The organism is Caballeronia cordobensis (assembly GCF_001544575.2).
In the GTDB taxonomy this organism is placed as follows: Bacteria; Pseudomonadota; Gammaproteobacteria; order Burkholderiales; family Burkholderiaceae; genus Caballeronia; species Caballeronia cordobensis.
The window spans coordinates 25,414-40,927 of the sequence record NZ_FCNY02000019.1 but is presented as its reverse complement, the minus strand read 5'-3'; the positions used below and the strand labels follow the sequence as shown (position 1 = coordinate 40,927).

Genomic DNA, 15,514 nt, shown 5'->3' with positions numbered 1-15,514 from the left:
ATGTCCTTCATCGAATCGCTCAACGCCGCGTGGTCGCGGACTCAATCGCTTTTGTGCGTCGGCCTCGATCCCGAGCCGTCGAAATTTCCCGGCGCGCTCAACGGCCGCGCCGATGCGATCTTCGAGTTCTGCAAGACCATCGCGGATGCGACCGCGCCCTTTGCGTCGTCGTTCAAGCCGCAGATCGCGTATTTCGCGGCGCATCGCGCGGAAGATCAGCTCGAAGCGCTGATCGCGCATATCCACGAGAAGCATCCCGGCATTCCGGTGATTCTCGATGCCAAGCGCGGCGATATCGGCAGCACGGCCGAGCAATACGCGAAGGAAGCGTTCGAGCGCTACAAGGCGGACGCCGTCACGGTGAATCCGTACATGGGTTTCGATTCGATCGAGCCGTATCTCGCGCACGAAGGCAAAGGCGTGATCGTGCTGTGCCGCACGTCGAACGCGGGCGGCTCGGACCTGCAATTTCTGACGACGTCCGATGGCACGCCGCTGTATCAGGTCGTCGCGCGGCTCGCGGCGCAGAAGTGGAACGACAAGGGCCAGCTCGGGCTGGTCGTCGGCGCGACGTTCCCGAAGGAAATCGAAACGGTGCGCGGCATCGTCGGCGAGATGCCGTTGCTGATTCCGGGCATCGGCGCGCAGGGCGGCGATGTCGAAGCGACCGTGCGCGCGGGCCGCACCGCGAACGGCACGGGCATGCTGATCAACTCGTCGCGCGCGATCATCTACGCAAGCAAGGGCGATGATTACGCGCCGGCCGCGGCGGAAGCGGCGAAGAAGACGCGTGACGCGATCAACGCGTACCGGTGAAAGACAGGCGCGGGCTCACCGCTCGCGCTGATCCAGAAACTCCAGCAATGCCCTGAGCGCATGCGCCGCGGCCTGCGAGCGCACCTGCTCGCGGTCGCCCTTGAAGTGCTGCGTTTCCACGCCGGTATGCAGCCGGTTGCTCCACGCGAACGACACCGTGCCGACCGGCTTCGCCTCGCTGCCGCCCGCCGGGCCCGCGACGCCCGTGATCGCCACCGACACCTGCGCGCGGCTGTTGCGCAGCGCGCCTTCGGCCATCGCTTTCGCGACGGGTTCGCTCACCGCGCCGTGCTGCTCGATGAGCGCGGCCGGCACGCCGATCATCTCGATTTTCGCCAGATTCGAATAGGTGACGAAGCCGCGCTCGAACCACGCGCTGCTGCCCGAAATATCCGTGATGGCGGTCGCGACCATGCCGCCCGTGCACGATTCGGCGGTCGCGAGCATCAGCCGTTCGTCGCGCAGCTTGTTGCCGACGCGAATCGCGAGTTGGTGAACGACAGTGTCGGTTGGCATGGCGGTGTTCTCGAAGGGAAGGAAGAAATCAGACGGTCATGCGCCAGAGCGCGATTACGAGCAGCGTGAAGAACGCCGCGACGAGATCATCGAACATGATGCCGAAGCCGCCTTTCAAACGGCGATCGAAATAGCGGATCGGCGGCGGTTTCACCATATCGAAGAAGCGGAACACGATGAACGCCCACAACTGGCCGGTGAAGGTCGCGGGCGTGACGAGCAGCAGCACGAGCCAGAACGCGACGATCTCGTCCCACACGACCGGCGACGGATCGGAGATGCCCATTTTCTTCGCGGTGAAGCCGGTGAACCAGCATCCGGCGATGAAGCCGGCCACGATCAGCGCGCCCCATTCCGCGACCGTCAGATGCGGATTGAACACGACGAACGACACCCAGGCGAAGAGGGTGCCGACGGTGCCGGGCGCGATGGGCGAAAGCCCGCTGCCGAAGCCGAGCGACAGAATGTGCAGCGGATGGTCGAGCATGAAGCGCGCGCTCGCCTTGCGCGGCCTGGGAGTTTGCGGCGAAGCGTTACCCGCAAGCGTGGGGTCAGTCTGCATGAAAATGATCGAAGCCTTGCAACGTCAGAGAGAGCGGAGCGCCCGCGGCATCGCGCCAGGCAATGGCCGGCGCACCGGATGATTCGATTGTACCGATGCGCGTGAGCGGCACATTCACGCTCGTCGCGATATTCGCGAGCGTTTTTCGCGCCGCGACGGGCGCGGTGAAGCACAGTTCGTAGTCGTCGCCGCCCGCGAGCGTGCACTGGCGGCGCGCGGCCTCGGGCAACGCGCGCACGGCGTTCGAGCACGGCACGGCGTCGGCGTCGACGATCGCGCGCATGCCCGAGCGCTTCAGGATGTGCATGAGGTCACCCGCGAGGCCATCGGAGATATCGAGCGCCGCGTGCGCGACGCCGCGCAACGCGAGCCCCAGCGCCACGCGCGGTTCCGGGCGCTCGAGCGCGCGCCGCCAGTCCGAACCTTCCGGCGCGGGCCACTCGCCGCGGATCGCGCCGAGACCCGCGCGCGCATCGCCCAACGCGCCGGACACGTAAATGTCGTCGCCGGGCTGCGCGGCGTCGCGGCGCAAGGCCGCGCCGTTGGGCACGTCGCCGAACACGGTGATGCAGATATTCAGCGGCCCGCTCGTCGTGTCGCCGCCGACGAGCGCGCAATCGTGACGTTCGGCGAGCGCGAAGAGGCCGTCGCTGAACGCTTCGAGCCACGTTTCGTCGGCGCGCGGCAAGGCGAGCGCGAGCGTGAACGCGTGCGGCTTCGCGCCCATCGCCGCGAGATCGGACAAATTCACCGCCAGCGCCTTGTGGCCGAGCGCGTAAGGATCGACATCGGGGAAGAAATGGCGGCCTTCGACCAGCATGTCCGTCGAAATGGCGAGCTGATGGCCGGCGGGCGGCGCAATGAGCGCGCAGTCGTCGCCGATGCCGAGCGGCTTCGCGGCCTCGTCCTCATGGCGCGGCGCGGGCGCCGACGCGCGGCGGGCGAAGAAACGGTCGATCAATGAAAACTCGGAGAGCATGCGTCGGCGAATGAAGTTGGATTGTTGCGATGCACGATGAAAACGGCGCGCAGAAAAACCCGCGCGACGTCCCAAAAATAAGCGCCTCTTGCCCGCGAAGGCTTGCCGCACGGACCGATCAGACCTTTTCCAGTCACGGCACTTGTAGCCGAAATGCATGGGCCGCGGCCCGAAACTGCCTTGGATTGGCGCTACAATGCGTTCGAACTTCCATTCTAATTCCCGCACCGCTAGCCCGCCTTATGACGACTGACGCCAATACCAAGTTGCGCGAAGCCGCGCTCGACTATCACGAATTTCCCGTCCCCGGAAAGATCGCGATCGCGCCGACTAAGCAGATGATCAACCAGCGCGACCTCGCGCTCGCCTATTCGCCGGGCGTCGCATTCGCGTGCGAGGCGATCGTCGAAGATCCGCTCAACGCCGCGCGTTTCACCGCGCGCAGCAACCTCGTGGGCGTCGTGAGCAATGGCACGGCCGTGCTGGGCCTCGGCAATATCGGGCCGCTCGCGTCGAAGCCGGTCATGGAAGGCAAGGCCGTGCTGTTCAAGAAGTTCGCCGGCATCGACGTGTTCGATATCGAGCTGAACGAAACCGATCCGCACAAGCTCGTCGACGTGATCGCCGCGCTGGAGCCGACCTTCGGCGGCATCAATCTGGAAGACATCAAGGCGCCGGATTGCTTCATCGTCGAGCGCGAATGCCGCAAGCGCATGAAGATTCCGGTTTTCCACGATGACCAGCACGGCACGGCCATCGTCGTCGCGGCGGCGATCACCAATGGTCTGAAGGTCGTTGGCAAGAATATCGGCGAAGTGAAACTGGTCGCATCGGGCGCGGGTGCGGCGGCGCTCGCCTGCCTGAACCTGCTCGTCGATCTCGGCATGAAGCGCGAGAACATTTTCGTGACGGACCTGGCCGGCGTGGTCTACAAGGGCCGCACGGAACTGATGGACCCGGACAAGGAACTGTTCGCCCGCGAAACCAGCGCGCGCACGCTCGCCGAAGTGATCGACGGCGCGGACGTGTTCCTCGGCCTCTCGGCCGGCGGCGTGCTCAAGCAGGACATGGTCAAGGGCATGGCCGCGAAGCCGCTGATTCTCGCGCTCGCGAACCCGACGCCGGAAATTCTGCCGGAACTCGCACTCGAAGTGCGCCCGGACGCGGTGCTCGCCACCGGCCGCACGGACTATCCGAATCAGGTCAACAACGTTCTGTGCTTCCCGTTCATCTTCCGCGGCGCGCTCGATGTCGGCGCGACCGTCATCACGAAGGAAATGGAAATCGCGGCGGTGAACGCGATCGCGGAACTGGCGCGTCAGGAGCAAAGCGATATCGTCGCGACGGCTTACGGCATTCAGGATCTGTCGTTCGGGCCGGAATATCTGATTCCGAAGCCGTTCGATCCGCGTCTCATCGTCAAGATCGCGCCGGCGGTGGCGAAGGCCGCGATGGAATGCGGCGTCGCGACGCGTCCGATCGAGGACATGGAAGCGTACGAGCAGCATTTGCAGCAGTTCGTCTACCACAGCGGCACGACGATGAAGCCCGTGTTCCAGCTCGCGCGCAGCGTCGAGCCGGAGAAAAAGCGCATCGTGTTCGCGGAAGGCGAGGAAGAGCGCGTGCTGCGCGCGGTGCAGATCGCCGTCGATGAAAAAATCGCCAAGCCGATTCTCATCGGCCGTCCGGCGGTCATCGAGCAGCGCATCCAGAAGTTCGGCCTGCGTCTGAATGCGGGCACGGATTTCACGGTCGTCGATACGGATCACGACGAGCGCTACCGCGACTTCTGGCAGACCTATTACAAGATGATGGCGCGAAAGGGCATCAGCGAGCAGATGGCCAAGCTCGAAATGCGCCGCCGCACGACGCTGATCGGCTCGATGCTCGTCAAGAAGGGCGAAGCGGACGGCATGATCTGCGGCACGGTGAGCACGACGCACCGCCATCTGCACTTCATCGATCAGGTGATCGGCAAGAAGGAAGGCGCGAAGGTGTACGCGGCGATGAACGCGCTGGTGCTGCCGGGCCGTCAGATTTTTATCGTCGATACGCACGTGAACGTCGATCCGACGCCCGAGCAGCTCGCCGAGATCACGATCATGGCGGCGGAAGAAGTGAAGCGCTTCGGCATCATGCCGAAGATCGCGCTCCTGTCGCATTCGAACTTCGGCACGAGCAACGCGCCGACGGCGCAGAAGATGCGCGACGTGCTCGCGATCCTGAAGGAACGCGCGCCGGATCTCGACGTGGACGGCGAAATGCACGGCGACGTCGCGCTCGACGCGCGTCTGCGCAAGGACGTGCTGCCTGAATCGACGCTCGAAGGCGATGCGAACCTGCTGATCCTGCCGAACATCGATGCGGCGAACATCTCGTACAACCTGCTCAAGACGGCGGCGGGCAACAACATCGCCATCGGGCCGATCCTGCTTGGTGCGGCGCAGCCGGTGCACGTGCTGACGTCGTCGGCGACGGTGCGGCGCATCGTCAATATGACGGCGTTGCTGGTGGCGGATGCATCGGCGGCACGCTGATCGCGGAGTTGGTCCGACGAAAGCGGCGGGTTCTCTCGCCGCTTTTTTCTTTGTCCGGGCAAAAAAAGAGCGTGCCGTGTGACCACGGCACGCTTGCGAGAAGCAGGAACTTGTCTGCTAATAACCGCATAAAGGCAGAACCGGCGGCAGAGCGCGCTGCCGTGAAGCTGGCGACGGGTGAGGCAACCCGCCCAGAGGCCTCAAGATTCCACAGCGAAATTATTATCTCGGGCAAGATAAAAATCTCTCAGATTTGGGCTAAATCGTTAAAGCAAACTCCGTTCGGAATTGCACAACAGACCAAAATTGAGAAAAAAATTCCGATTTTCCGCGCAACGTTGCTTCGCTCTGTCATTAGCGATACCCTTACATCTTTCATGGTCGCCGGATTCTGGTGTAACGCGAGGACAACCGCTTGGTGATACGCGCGAGGGCACTCGCCTCTATCGTCGCCCTGAGCGTCTTTCTGGGCGCGTGCGGCAAGGACGAGCCTCGAAGCGTCGGGGAGCCGGTTGCTTCGGCGAGTCCGTTGCCGGTTTCGCAGGCGGAGTCGGTCCAGGAGCCGCAGGTGCGGCAGCCGGGAGCGACCGGCGGGCCGGTTGACGGGCTGGCCACCGTCCACATTGCGCAGTTGCCCAGGCAGGCGGTCGCGACATTGCGGCTGATCGAAGCGGGCGGCCCTTTCCCTTACGAGAAGGACGGCGTCGTGTTCGGCAATCGCGAGCGTTTGCTTCCGCGGCATCCACGCGGCTACTACCACGAATACACCGTTCCCACGCCTCGCGCGAGGGATCGCGGCGCGCGCCGGATCGTGTGCGGCGGCCCGAAGAGACAGACCGGCGATTGCTACTACTCGGACGACCACTACTCCAGTTTCAAACGTATTGCGGATTAATTACGGGATTAACGGCATGAGCGACAACATCTACGCGCACGACCACAGCGTCGCGAGTGATCTTTTCGCCACCGGCGATGGCAACCTGTTCCAGCGAGTATTGCGGCTACGCATGACAGAACACGACAACAGACCCGACGACGAGACCAGGCCTGAGGAGTCCCATCTGCAAGAGGGCGATCCGGAAGCGCTGTTCGCGACGGTGCGGCCGAACATCGTGCAGTCGATACGCGCGTTCCGCGTGCAGGAGCTCGCGGACGAAGCCAGCCGCCTCGGCCAGCATTTTCTCTACGCGTATCTCGGCCAGGCGCAGAGCAAGCAGGAAGTGCTCGAGACCATCGCACTCTCCTTTCTCTTTCCCAAGCATTTCGGCAAGAACTACGACGCGCTGTACGATTCGCTCACCGATCTCGTTCAGCAGGCGGGCTCGCAGCCGGGCTTCGTGATCGTGCTCGAACAACTGCCGATCGCGCAGAAGTTCGATAAGGAAGGCCGCGAAGTCCTGCTCGACGTATTTCGAGACGCCGCGGAGTTCTGGGCCGAACGGAAAGTGGCTTTCCGCGTGTTCTATTCGTTCGTCTGACGGCGGCAACGCTCAAAAAAGCCCGATGGCGCGGTCCATCGGGCTTTTTCGTTTTGGGCGTCGCGAAATTTACCAGCCGCCCCAGCGCGCGGCCAATGCGGCGAGCACTGCAATGCCCGCCGTCTCGGTGCGCAGCACGCGCGGGCCGAGTCCGAGCGCGGCGAAACCCGCCTCGACGATCGCGCTTTCTTCCGCAGGCGAAAAACCGGCTTCGGGGCCGATGAGCAACGTCACCGGGCCGCGCGGCGCATCGGCGGGCAAGGACGCGAAATTCACTTCGGCGCGCGGCGACAGCAAAAGCCGCCATTCGCCATCGGTCGCGGCGGGCAGGTCGGCGAGCCAGGCGTCGAGATCGCGCGGCGGCGCGACGTCGGGCACGCGGTTGCGTCCGCATTGCTCGCAGGCCGCTCGCGTGAGCGCCTGCCAGTGCGCCTGACGCCGCAGCGCGCGCTCCCCTGCGAGCCGCACGACGCCGCGCTCCGCCGTGATCGGCGCAATGCCGGCGACGCCGAGTTCCACCGCCTTCTCGATCAGCCAGTCCATCTTGTCGCCGCCCGCCACGCCTTGCGCGAGCGTCACGCGATAGGGCGGCTCCGCCTCGCGATCGCTGTGCTCGTCGAGGCGCGCCGTCGCCGCGCGTTTCGCGATATCGACGAGCGTGCCGCGATATTCGCCGCCAGCGCCATCGAAGAGCGTGATCGGATCGCCCGTTTGCAGGCGCAGGACGTGCACGTGGCGCACGACGTCGTCGGGAAGGGCTAAGGTTTGACCCACGGAAAGCGGGCCGTCGACATGAAATCGTGGCATGTAGGTTCGATCGCGGACCGGTTGTCCGCGGATAGTGAAATTGCCTGAAACTCAGCGTAGATGCCGCGCGATCGCCCAGCGATAACCGTCCGGATCTTCAATCTGCGCGAAGCGGTCGCCCCAGAACTGGTCCTGCGGCTCGATGAGCGCCTTCGCGCCGACCGCGAGCGCCTTGTGGAAGATCGCATCGACGTCGTCCACGTAAAGATAGAACGACTGCGGCGCCATCTGCCCCGCGCTTTTCGGCGTGCGCGCCTGCGAGCCGTATGCGCCTTCGGGCGCGAACATCACGATCAACTGCCCGCGATAGGTCATCTCGACGTGGATGATCGTGCCGTCGTCGTTCACGCTGTCGCGCACCGCGAAGCCTAGCGCCTTCTCATAGAACGCGATGCTCACGCGCGCGTCGCGCACGGTGAGGTACGGAGTGAGCCAGGGCACGTCGGCGGGGCGAGGGTCGGTCATCGAAAACACTCCTTGAAGCCTTGCTGCACGTTGACAAACATTTTGCCACGAAGCCGTACGAACATTCGCCGCCACGTCGAGGACGGATTTCGCCGAATGTACGTCCGCTGGCGGCGTACAGGATCGTGTAAGGTGGCGTTTTGCCGGCTTTCGCTGCACGGAACGTGCCCGCGCGAGGCGCGCCGATGCGTTCGGGGGCTGCCCGCCGGCGGGTGTCAATCGGACTGGTCTGCTAGAATGACGGGCTCACGATCCTCGTCGTTTCTCGTCGTTCCGGTCCTGAAAGCGTTGTGTGCCGCGGGTCCGGCGCCTTACTTACGACGGTCAGTTACGACGCTCGGATTCACCACGCATCATTCCAGTTCCAGCCCGAAGCACTCGATACGACATGACGACCCCGACTTCCAGCCAAACCGCCCTCATGGCCAACGCAATCCGCGCGCTCGCCATGGACGCCGTTCAACAAGCCAATTCCGGACACCCAGGCATGCCCATGGGCATGGCGGAAATCGGCGTCGCGCTGTGGTCGCGTCATCTGAAGCACAATCCGACGAATCCGCACTGGTTCGATCGCGACCGTTTCGTTCTGTCGAACGGTCATGGTTCCATGTTGCTGTATTCGCTGCTGCACCTCACCGGCTATGACCTGCCGATGAGCGAACTGAAGAATTTCCGCCAGTTGCATTCGAAGACGCCGGGGCATCCGGAAGTCGGCATGACGCCGGGCGTCGAAACCACCACCGGCCCGCTCGGCCAGGGCGTGGGCAATGCGGTCGGCATGGCGCTCGCCGAAGCGCTGCTCGCCGCCGAGTTCAACAAGGCGGACGCGAAGATCGTCGATCACCACACGTACGTGTTCCTCGGCGACGGCTGCCTGATGGAAGGCATCTCGCACGAAGCCTGTTCGCTCGCGGGCACGCTGAAGCTGAACAAACTGATCGCGCTCTACGACGACAACGGTATTTCGATCGACGGCCACGTCGAGCACTGGTTCCACGACGACACGCCGAAGCGCTTCGAAGCGTATGGCTGGAACGTGATCCGCGCGGTGGACGGCCATAGCGTCGAAGCGGTGGATGCGGCGATCGCGCAAGCGAAGAAGTCGGACAAGCCGACGCTGATTTGCTGCCGCACGGTCATCGGCAAGGGCGCGCCGACCAAGGCGGGCGGTCACGACGCGCACGGCGCGCCGCTCGGCGACAAGGAAATCGCGGCGACGCGCGCGGCGATCGGCTGGAACTTTGGTCCGTTCGAGATTCCGCAGGAAGTGTACGCGGCGTGGGACGCGAAGGAACAAGGCAAGCACGTCGAAACCGAGTGGAACGCGGCGTTCGACGCCTATCGCGCGAAGTACGCGGCCGAAGCCGCCGAATTCACGCGCCGCATGAAGGGCGAATTGCCCGCTGACTGGGCGCAGGCCGCCGCCAAGATCATCGAGGACGCGAACCAGAAGGCCGAGACCGTCGCGACGCGCAAGGCATCGCAGAACACGATCGAAGGTCTCGCGGCCGCGTTGCCGGAACTGCTCGGCGGTTCGGCCGACCTGACCGGTTCGAACCTCACCAACTGGAAGGCATCGAAGGCCGTTCGCGCGGCGGGCGACGCGGAAAACGCGAACCCGGCGCACGCGGGCATCCAGTGGGGCAATCACATCAATTACGGCGTGCGCGAATTCGGCATGAGCGCGGCCATCAACGGTATCGCGCTGCATGGCGGCTATCGTCCGTTCGGCGGCACGTTCCTGACGTTCTCCGACTACAGCCGCAATGCGCTGCGCGTGGCCGCGCTGATGAAGTCGCGCTCGATCTTCGTGTTCACGCACGATTCCATCGGCCTCGGTGAAGACGGCCCGACGCACCAGTCGGTCGAACATGTTTCGAGCCTGCGCCTGATTCCGAATCTGCAGACGTGGCGCCCGGCCGATACGGTCGAAACGGCCGTCGCGTGGACGCATGCGATCGCGCATCAGGGTCCGTCGACGCTGATCTTCAGCCGCCAGAATCTGCAATTCTCGGCGCGCAACGACGTGCAGATCGCCAACATCGCGAAGGGCGGCTACGTGCTGCGCGACTGGAACGACGACATCCCCGCGCGCAAGATCATCCTCCTCGCGACCGGCTCGGAAGTGCAGCTCGCGATGGAAGCCGTGGAGGCGCTCGCGAAGGAAGGCATCGGCGCACGCGTCGTGTCGATGCCCTGCACGAATGTCTTCGACAAGCAGGACGCCGAATACCGCGAGCGCGTGCTGCCGAAGGGGGTGGCGCGCGTGGCGATCGAGGCGGGCGTGACCGATTTCTGGCGCAAGTACGTGGGCCTGGAAGGCGGCGTGGTCGGCATCGACACGTTCGGCGAGTCGGCCCCGGCGGGCGCGCTGTTCAAGCACTTCGGATTCACGGTGGAACATGTTGTCGCGACGGCCAAGTCCGTCCTCGCCGCGGCGTAAAATCCGCGGTCAGCGAAGCAGGTTTTTTTAAGCCAAGGAGATAGACCATGACGATTCGCGTTGCAATCAACGGCTACGGCCGGATCGGCCGCAACACGCTGCGCGCCTTCTACGAGAACGGCAAGAAGCATGACATCGAGATCGTCGCCATCAACGACCTCGGCGACGCCAAGACCAACGCGCACCTGACGCAGTACGACACGGCGCACGGCAAGTTCCCGGGCGAAGTGTCGGTGGACGGCGATTACCTCGTCGTCAACGGCGACAAGATCCGCGTGCTGGCGAACCGCAACCCGGCCGAGCTGCCGTGGGGCGAGCTGAAGGTCGACGTGGTGCTGGAGTGCACGGGCTTTTTCACGACGAAGGAAAAGGCCAGCGCGCACATCAAGGGCGGCGCCAAGAAGGTCATCATCTCGGCGCCGGGCGGCAAGGACGTGGACGCGACCATCGTGTACGGCGTGAACCACAACGTGCTGAAGGCATCGGACACGGTGATCTCGAACGCATCGTGCACGACGAACTGCCTCGCGCCGCTCGTCAAGCCGCTGAACGACAAGATCGGCCTCGTGAACGGTCTGATGACCACGATCCACGCCTACACGAACGACCAGGTTCTGACGGACGTGTATCACGAAGACCTGCGCCGCGCGCGCTCGGCCACGCACAGCCAGATCCCGACGAAGACGGGCGCGGCTTCGGCGGTCGGCCTCGTGCTGCCGGAACTGAACGGCAAGCTGGACGGTTACGCAATCCGCGTCCCGACGATCAACGTGTCGGTTGTCGATCTGTCGTTCATCGCCGCGCGCGACACGTCGGTCGAAGAAATCAACAAGATCATGAAGGAAGCGTCGGAAGGCGAACTGAAGGGCGTCCTCGGCTACAACGACGCGCCGCTGGTCTCGATCGACTACAACCACAACCCGGCTTCGTCGACGTTCGATTCGACGCTCACGAAGGTGTCGGGCCGTCTCGTGAAGGTGTCGAGCTGGTACGACAACGAGTGGGGTTTCTCGAACCGCATGCTGGATACGGCCGTGGCGCTCGCGAACGCGAAGTAAGTTTCGCTGCGTTCAAGCCGTGCATGGAGCCGCTCTTCGGAGCGGCTTTTTTTATGCCTTGTTCGGAACGGGAAAGTGGACGCCCGCGCGCTGCGCGGCATTCACGATATGGCCTTCGATCGCGCGTCCCGCCTTTTCGCCGTCGCGCGCCTTCAATGCCTCGATGATTACCGCGTGTTCGTGGTACGTCGAGAGCACCAGCTCACGCCGATAGAACGGCAGGCGCTGGCTTTCCTTCATGATGTCGGCGCTGCCGCGCAGAATCGATTCGATCGCCGCATTGCCCGCGAGACTCACGATACGCATGTGGAACGCGAAATCCAGTTGCGCGGCTTCTTCGAGCGCGGATTCCGTCAACGCGCCATGCAGCGAATCGAGATTGTCGTCGAGCCAGTCGATATCCGCATCGCCGATGGAATGCGCCGCCAGCCGCGCGACGAATCCTTCGAGCGCAAACCGCATCTGATACGTATCGGGCAACGACGCCTGATCCGCGAAACGCCACGGGTGCGCGTTGCTTGCCTGCGCGCTGCTCACGTACACGCCTTTGCCCGGACGGATATGCAGCATGCCGAGCGCTTCGAGCGTGGAAAGCGCCTCGCGCAGCGACGCCCGGCTGATCGCCAGTTCCTCCGATAGTTGCCGCTGCGCCGGCAGCAGGCTCCCGACCGGATACACGCTCGATTCGATGCGCTCGCGAATCGTGGCGATCGCGGCGTCGGTCACGGTGTGAGGAACGTTTTTCATAAGAAGAAAACTGTATTGGCCGGTCTGACCGCCATTGTATGCGCGTCCCGCGCGCCCGTGTGAACGACCGTCTGGCGTGCATTTCCGTGCCTGCTTTAGACAGGGTAAACCGTTACGAGGACTTCCTTGACTGGGTTATATCGGCTTTCTAATATTCCCCATCACAGCACTGGTCCGACCAGTCGGAACAGTTGCTCTGATCCTGGGACATTACACGAGGAGACGGTCGTGTTGAGATTTCTGAATTCGCTGTTCGGCAGAGTGATGATCGCGCTGGTCATCGGCGTGGTGGTAGGCGCGTTGTTTCCGCATTTCGGCCAGTCGTTGCGGCCATTGGGCGACGGTTTTCTGAAGCTCATCAAGATGGTGATCGCACCGATCGTGTTCTGCGTCGTCGTGAGCGGCATGGCGAGCGCGGGCGATCTCAAGAAGGTCGGGCGCGTCGGGCTGAAGGCCGTGATCTACTTCGAGATCATGACCACGCTCGCGCTCGTCATCGGCGCGATTCTCGCGTGGGTCACGCGGCCGGGCGTCGGCATGAACATCGATCTGCATACGCTCAATGCGGCGTCGCTCACGACCTACACGGAGCACGCGAAGAGCCTGAAGGACACGGCGGGCTTCCTGCTGAAGATCATTCCGGACACCGCGATCGATGCCTTCGCGAAAGGCGACATTCTTCAGGTGCTCGTGTTCGCGATCTTGTTCGGCGCGGCGCTCTCGATGCTCGGCGAGAAGGCCCAGCGCGTGACGGTTTTCATCGACGAACTGTCGAACGTGTTCTTTCGCATCATGGCGTTCATCATCAAGCTCGCGCCGCTCGGCGTGCTCGGCGCGATTGCGTTCACCACCGGCCAGTACGGCGTGGCGTCGCTCAAGCAACTGGGCCTGCTCGTGATGGTGTTCTACGCGAGCTGCTTCCTGTTCGTGTTCGTCGTGCTGGCGATCGTGATGCGCCTGGCTGGCTTCTCGATCTTCAAGCTCGTGCGCTATCTGCGCGAGGAACTGTCGATCGTGCTCGGCACGGCTTCGTCGGATGCGGTGCTGCCGCAGATCATGCGCAAGCTCGAATGGATGGGCGTGAAGGATTCCACCGTCGGCCTCGTGATTCCGACCGGCTACTCGTTCAACCTCGACGGCTTTTCGATCTATCTCACGCTCGCCGTGATCTTCATCGCGCAGGCGACCAACACGCCGTTGTCGATGCATGACCTGATCGTCGTCGTGCTCGTTTCGCTGGTGACGTCGAAGGGCGCGCACGGCATTCCCGGCTCGGCGATCGTCATTCTTGCCGCAACGCTTTCGGCGATTCCCGCGATCCCCGTGCTCGGCCTCGTGCTGATCCTGCCGGTCGACTGGTTCGTCGGCATTGCGCGGGCCGTCACCAATCTGATCGGCAACTGCGTGGCGACGGTGGTCGTCGCCGTGTGGGAGAACGACATCGACCGGGCGCGCGCCCAACGCGTGCTCGACCAGGACGCCGATTACCGCTTCGTGCCCGCCGCGCCGGAACCCGCGCACGGCAACGAACATGCACACGCAATCTGATAACCCTTCAATCACTGAGAGACACGCAAAATGGCCAACCCGATTCTCGACGCAGACGCTCCCGCTTTCGCCCGCCGCTACATGAATCTCGCGGACCCGCGGCTCGGCGCGCAGGCGCTTTTCGCCACCGACGAATTCTTCGCGCCGAAAGACCGCATGCTGGAGCCGCAGCCCGCCGTGTTCATCCCCGGCAAGTACGACGAGCACGGCAAGTGGATGGACGGCTGGGAAACGCGTCGCAAGCGCACGACGGGCTACGACTACTGCATCGTCAAACTGGCGCGCGCGGGCGTGATTCACGGCATCGATGTCGATACGAGCCACTTCACCGGCAACTTCCCGCCGGCGGCGTCGATCGACGCGTGCTATAGCGAAAGCGCGAATCCTCAGGAAGACGGCGACTGGCGCGAGATCGTGCCCTCGACGACCCTGCAGGGCAATCATCATCACTATCTCGAGATCGCCGATACGCGCGCCTACACGCATCTGCGCGTGAACATCTATCCCGATGGCGGCATCGCGCGGCTGCGCGTCTACGGCCAGCCGAAGACGGATTTCTCGCGCGTCGAACGCGGCACGCTGCTCGATCTCGCGGCGATCGAAAACGGCGCGTATCTCGTCGCGGCGAACAATCAGCACTTCGGCCCCGCTTCGCAAATGCTGATGCCCGGACGCGGCGTGAACATGGGCGACGGCTGGGAAACGCGCCGGCGCCGCGAGCCCGGCAACGACTGGGCGATCGTCGCGCTGGCGAATCCCGGCGTGATCCGCGCCATCGAAGTCGATACCGCGCACTTCAAGGGCAATTATCCGGACCGCTGCTCGCTGCAGGCGGCGCGCGTCGAGGGCGGCACGGACGAATCGCTCGTCACGCAGGCGATGTTCTGGCCCGTCCTGCTCGACGAACAGAAGCTCACGATGGACAACGTGCATCGCTTCGAAAAAGAGATTGCCGCGCTCGGGCCCGTCACGCACGTGCGCTTCAACATCTATCCGGACGGCGGCGTATCGCGGCTGCGCATTTTCGGGGAACTCGAATGAAATCGCTCAGATTGGAACCGCTCACGCGCGAAGCCTTCGCCCCGTTCGGCGATGTCATCGAACTCGAAGGCGCGCGCCATTTTCCGATCAACGCGGGCACGACCGAACGCTTTCACGATCTCGCGAACGTGGATGTCGGCTTCGAAAGCGGCGGGCGGCCGCTCATCAACGTGTTTCGAGGACAGCCGCGCGCGCAGCCGGTCGCGATCTCGATGATGGAGCGGCATCCGCTCGGCAGCCAGGCTTTCGTGCCGCTCGGCGACGTGCGCTATCTGATCGTCGTGGCGCCGGCGGGCGAGTTCGATGCGGCCGGCCTGCGCGCTTTCGAGGCGCACGGCTGGCAGGGCGTGAACTATGCGCGCGGCGTGTGGCATCACCCGCTCATCGTGCTCGATACGGCGGGCGATTTCATCGTCGTGGATCGCGGCGGCGATCTGCCGAATTGCGACGAGATCGACTTGCCCGAACGCTATACGCTGATCGACTCGTCGGCGGTGCGCGCGGCGTAATACGCGAA

The 15,514-nt window shown here is 63.9% G+C and carries 16 protein-coding genes; 10 read left to right on the top strand and 6 right to left on the bottom strand.

Translation table 11 applies throughout. The features are described 5' to 3' along the window. Window positions 1-816: an orotidine-5'-phosphate decarboxylase gene (pyrF, locus tag AWB70_RS28995; protein WP_014192272.1), complete on the top strand. Its 816-nt coding sequence runs from the start codon at window positions 1-3 to the stop codon at window positions 814-816. Between the two features lie 15 nt (window positions 817-831). On the opposite strand, the gene AWB70_RS28990 is transcribed toward pyrF, so the two are convergent. From AWB70_RS28990 to thiL, 3 genes are read right to left on the bottom strand one after another with little or no spacing between them, the layout of a single operon-like run. After that, the gene (locus tag AWB70_RS28990; RefSeq protein ID WP_014192270.1) at window positions 832-1,332 is read right to left on the bottom strand and encodes a CinA family protein; all 501 of its coding nucleotides are present in this window, start codon (window positions 1,330-1,332) and stop codon (window positions 832-834) included. A 28-nt stretch (window positions 1,333-1,360) separates the two neighbouring features. After that, window positions 1,361-1,894, bottom strand: a complete 534-nt coding sequence (locus AWB70_RS28985) for a phosphatidylglycerophosphatase A family protein (RefSeq protein ID WP_200826448.1) — start codon at window positions 1,892-1,894, stop codon at window positions 1,361-1,363. Further along, on the bottom strand, window positions 1,884-2,873 hold the full coding sequence (gene thiL / locus AWB70_RS28980) for a thiamine-phosphate kinase (protein ID WP_053568823.1): 990 nt from the start codon (window positions 2,871-2,873) through the stop codon (window positions 1,884-1,886). Before thiL ends, AWB70_RS28985 begins: the two co-directional genes overlap by 11 nt. A gap of 242 nt (window positions 2,874-3,115) precedes the next feature. Here thiL and AWB70_RS28975 point away from each other — a divergent pair, with 242 nt between their 5' ends. The 4 genes from AWB70_RS28975 to AWB70_RS28965 all read left to right on the top strand — a co-directional run bounded on the left by AWB70_RS28975 (window position 3,116) and on the right by AWB70_RS28965 (window position 6,888). After that, window positions 3,116-5,410, top strand: a complete 2,295-nt coding sequence (locus AWB70_RS28975) for an NADP-dependent malic enzyme (protein ID WP_053568770.1) — start codon at window positions 3,116-3,118, stop codon at window positions 5,408-5,410. Between the two features lie 110 nt (window positions 5,411-5,520). Next, entirely contained in the window at window positions 5,521-5,832 is a 312-nt protein-coding gene (locus tag AWB70_RS38505; RefSeq protein WP_143281719.1) for a hypothetical protein, read from the top strand. Window positions 5,833-5,978: 146 nt separating this feature from the next. Beyond that, the gene (locus AWB70_RS28970) at window positions 5,979-6,305 is read left to right on the top strand and encodes a ribonuclease (RefSeq protein WP_231927742.1); all 327 of its coding nucleotides are present in this window, start codon (window positions 5,979-5,981) and stop codon (window positions 6,303-6,305) included. Window positions 6,306-6,321: 16 nt separating this feature from the next. After that, the gene (locus AWB70_RS28965) at window positions 6,322-6,888 is read left to right on the top strand and encodes a barstar family protein (RefSeq protein ID WP_041730641.1); all 567 of its coding nucleotides are present in this window, start codon (window positions 6,322-6,324) and stop codon (window positions 6,886-6,888) included. Between the two features lie 69 nt (window positions 6,889-6,957). Here AWB70_RS28965 and AWB70_RS28960 read toward each other — a convergent pair whose 3' ends face one another. Beyond that, window positions 6,958-7,695 carry a 16S rRNA (uracil(1498)-N(3))-methyltransferase gene (locus AWB70_RS28960; protein WP_053568769.1) on the bottom strand — a complete coding sequence of 246 codons (738 nt, stop codon included), beginning with the start codon at window positions 7,693-7,695 and terminating at the stop codon, window positions 6,958-6,960. A gap of 51 nt (window positions 7,696-7,746) precedes the next feature. Continuing rightward, window positions 7,747-8,160, bottom strand: a complete 414-nt coding sequence (locus AWB70_RS28955) for a VOC family protein (RefSeq protein WP_014192263.1) — start codon at window positions 8,158-8,160, stop codon at window positions 7,747-7,749. Between the two features lie 388 nt (window positions 8,161-8,548). Between AWB70_RS28955 and tkt the strand changes: the two genes are divergently transcribed. Together tkt and gap are read left to right on the top strand one after the other, a co-directional pair. Beyond that, window positions 8,549-10,603 carry a transketolase gene (tkt, locus tag AWB70_RS28950; RefSeq protein WP_053568768.1) on the top strand — a complete coding sequence of 685 codons (2,055 nt, stop codon included), beginning with the start codon at window positions 8,549-8,551 and terminating at the stop codon, window positions 10,601-10,603. A gap of 47 nt (window positions 10,604-10,650) precedes the next feature. Continuing rightward, window positions 10,651-11,661, top strand: a complete 1,011-nt coding sequence (gap, locus tag AWB70_RS28945; protein WP_014192261.1) for a type I glyceraldehyde-3-phosphate dehydrogenase — start codon at window positions 10,651-10,653, stop codon at window positions 11,659-11,661. A gap of 51 nt (window positions 11,662-11,712) precedes the next feature. Here gap and AWB70_RS28940 read toward each other — a convergent pair whose 3' ends face one another. Beyond that, on the bottom strand, window positions 11,713-12,408 hold the full coding sequence (locus tag AWB70_RS28940) for a FadR/GntR family transcriptional regulator (protein ID WP_014192260.1): 696 nt from the start codon (window positions 12,406-12,408) through the stop codon (window positions 11,713-11,715). A gap of 228 nt (window positions 12,409-12,636) precedes the next feature. Between AWB70_RS28940 and AWB70_RS28935 the strand changes: the two genes are divergently transcribed. Genes AWB70_RS28935 through AWB70_RS28925 form a run of 3 tightly spaced genes read left to right on the top strand, consistent with a single transcriptional unit; the run spans window position 12,637 to window position 15,506 of the window. Beyond that, window positions 12,637-13,956, top strand: a complete 1,320-nt coding sequence (locus AWB70_RS28935; protein WP_053568767.1) for a C4-dicarboxylate transporter DctA — start codon at window positions 12,637-12,639, stop codon at window positions 13,954-13,956. 30 nt (window positions 13,957-13,986) lie between these two features. Next, on the top strand, window positions 13,987-14,997 hold the full coding sequence (gene alc / locus AWB70_RS28930) for an allantoicase (RefSeq protein WP_053568766.1): 1,011 nt from the start codon (window positions 13,987-13,989) through the stop codon (window positions 14,995-14,997). Continuing rightward, entirely contained in the window at window positions 14,994-15,506 is a 513-nt protein-coding gene (locus AWB70_RS28925) for an ureidoglycolate lyase (RefSeq protein WP_053568765.1), read from the top strand. The genes alc and AWB70_RS28925 overlap by 4 nt, the downstream gene beginning before the upstream one ends. Window positions 15,507-15,514: the final 8 nt, after the last annotated feature.

Excerpts from the sequence above, each read along its gene's own strand:
- pyrF (WP_014192272.1), top strand. The coding sequence starts at position 1 with ATGTCCTTCATCGAATCGCTCAACGCCGCGTGGTCGCGGACTCAATCG.
- AWB70_RS28990 (WP_014192270.1), bottom strand. The coding sequence starts at position 1,332 with ATGCCAACCGACACTGTCGTTCACCAACTCGCGATTCGCGTCGGCAAC.
- AWB70_RS28985 (WP_200826448.1), bottom strand. The coding sequence starts at position 1,894 with ATGCAGACTGACCCCACGCTTGCGGGTAACGCTTCGCCGCAAACTCCC.
- thiL (WP_053568823.1), bottom strand. The coding sequence starts at position 2,873 with ATGCTCTCCGAGTTTTCATTGATCGACCGTTTCTTCGCCCGCCGCGCG.
- AWB70_RS28975 (WP_053568770.1), top strand. The coding sequence starts at position 3,116 with ATGACGACTGACGCCAATACCAAGTTGCGCGAAGCCGCGCTCGACTAT.
- AWB70_RS28965 (WP_041730641.1), top strand. The coding sequence starts at position 6,322 with ATGAGCGACAACATCTACGCGCACGACCACAGCGTCGCGAGTGATCTT.
- AWB70_RS28960 (WP_053568769.1), bottom strand. The coding sequence starts at position 7,695 with ATGCCACGATTTCATGTCGACGGCCCGCTTTCCGTGGGTCAAACCTTA.
- AWB70_RS28955 (WP_014192263.1), bottom strand. The coding sequence starts at position 8,160 with ATGACCGACCCTCGCCCCGCCGACGTGCCCTGGCTCACTCCGTACCTC.
- tkt (WP_053568768.1), top strand. The coding sequence starts at position 8,549 with ATGACGACCCCGACTTCCAGCCAAACCGCCCTCATGGCCAACGCAATC.
- gap (WP_014192261.1), top strand. The coding sequence starts at position 10,651 with ATGACGATTCGCGTTGCAATCAACGGCTACGGCCGGATCGGCCGCAAC.
- AWB70_RS28940 (WP_014192260.1), bottom strand. The coding sequence starts at position 12,408 with ATGAAAAACGTTCCTCACACCGTGACCGACGCCGCGATCGCCACGATT.
- alc (WP_053568766.1), top strand. The coding sequence starts at position 13,987 with ATGGCCAACCCGATTCTCGACGCAGACGCTCCCGCTTTCGCCCGCCGC.
- AWB70_RS28925 (WP_053568765.1), top strand. The coding sequence starts at position 14,994 with ATGAAATCGCTCAGATTGGAACCGCTCACGCGCGAAGCCTTCGCCCCG.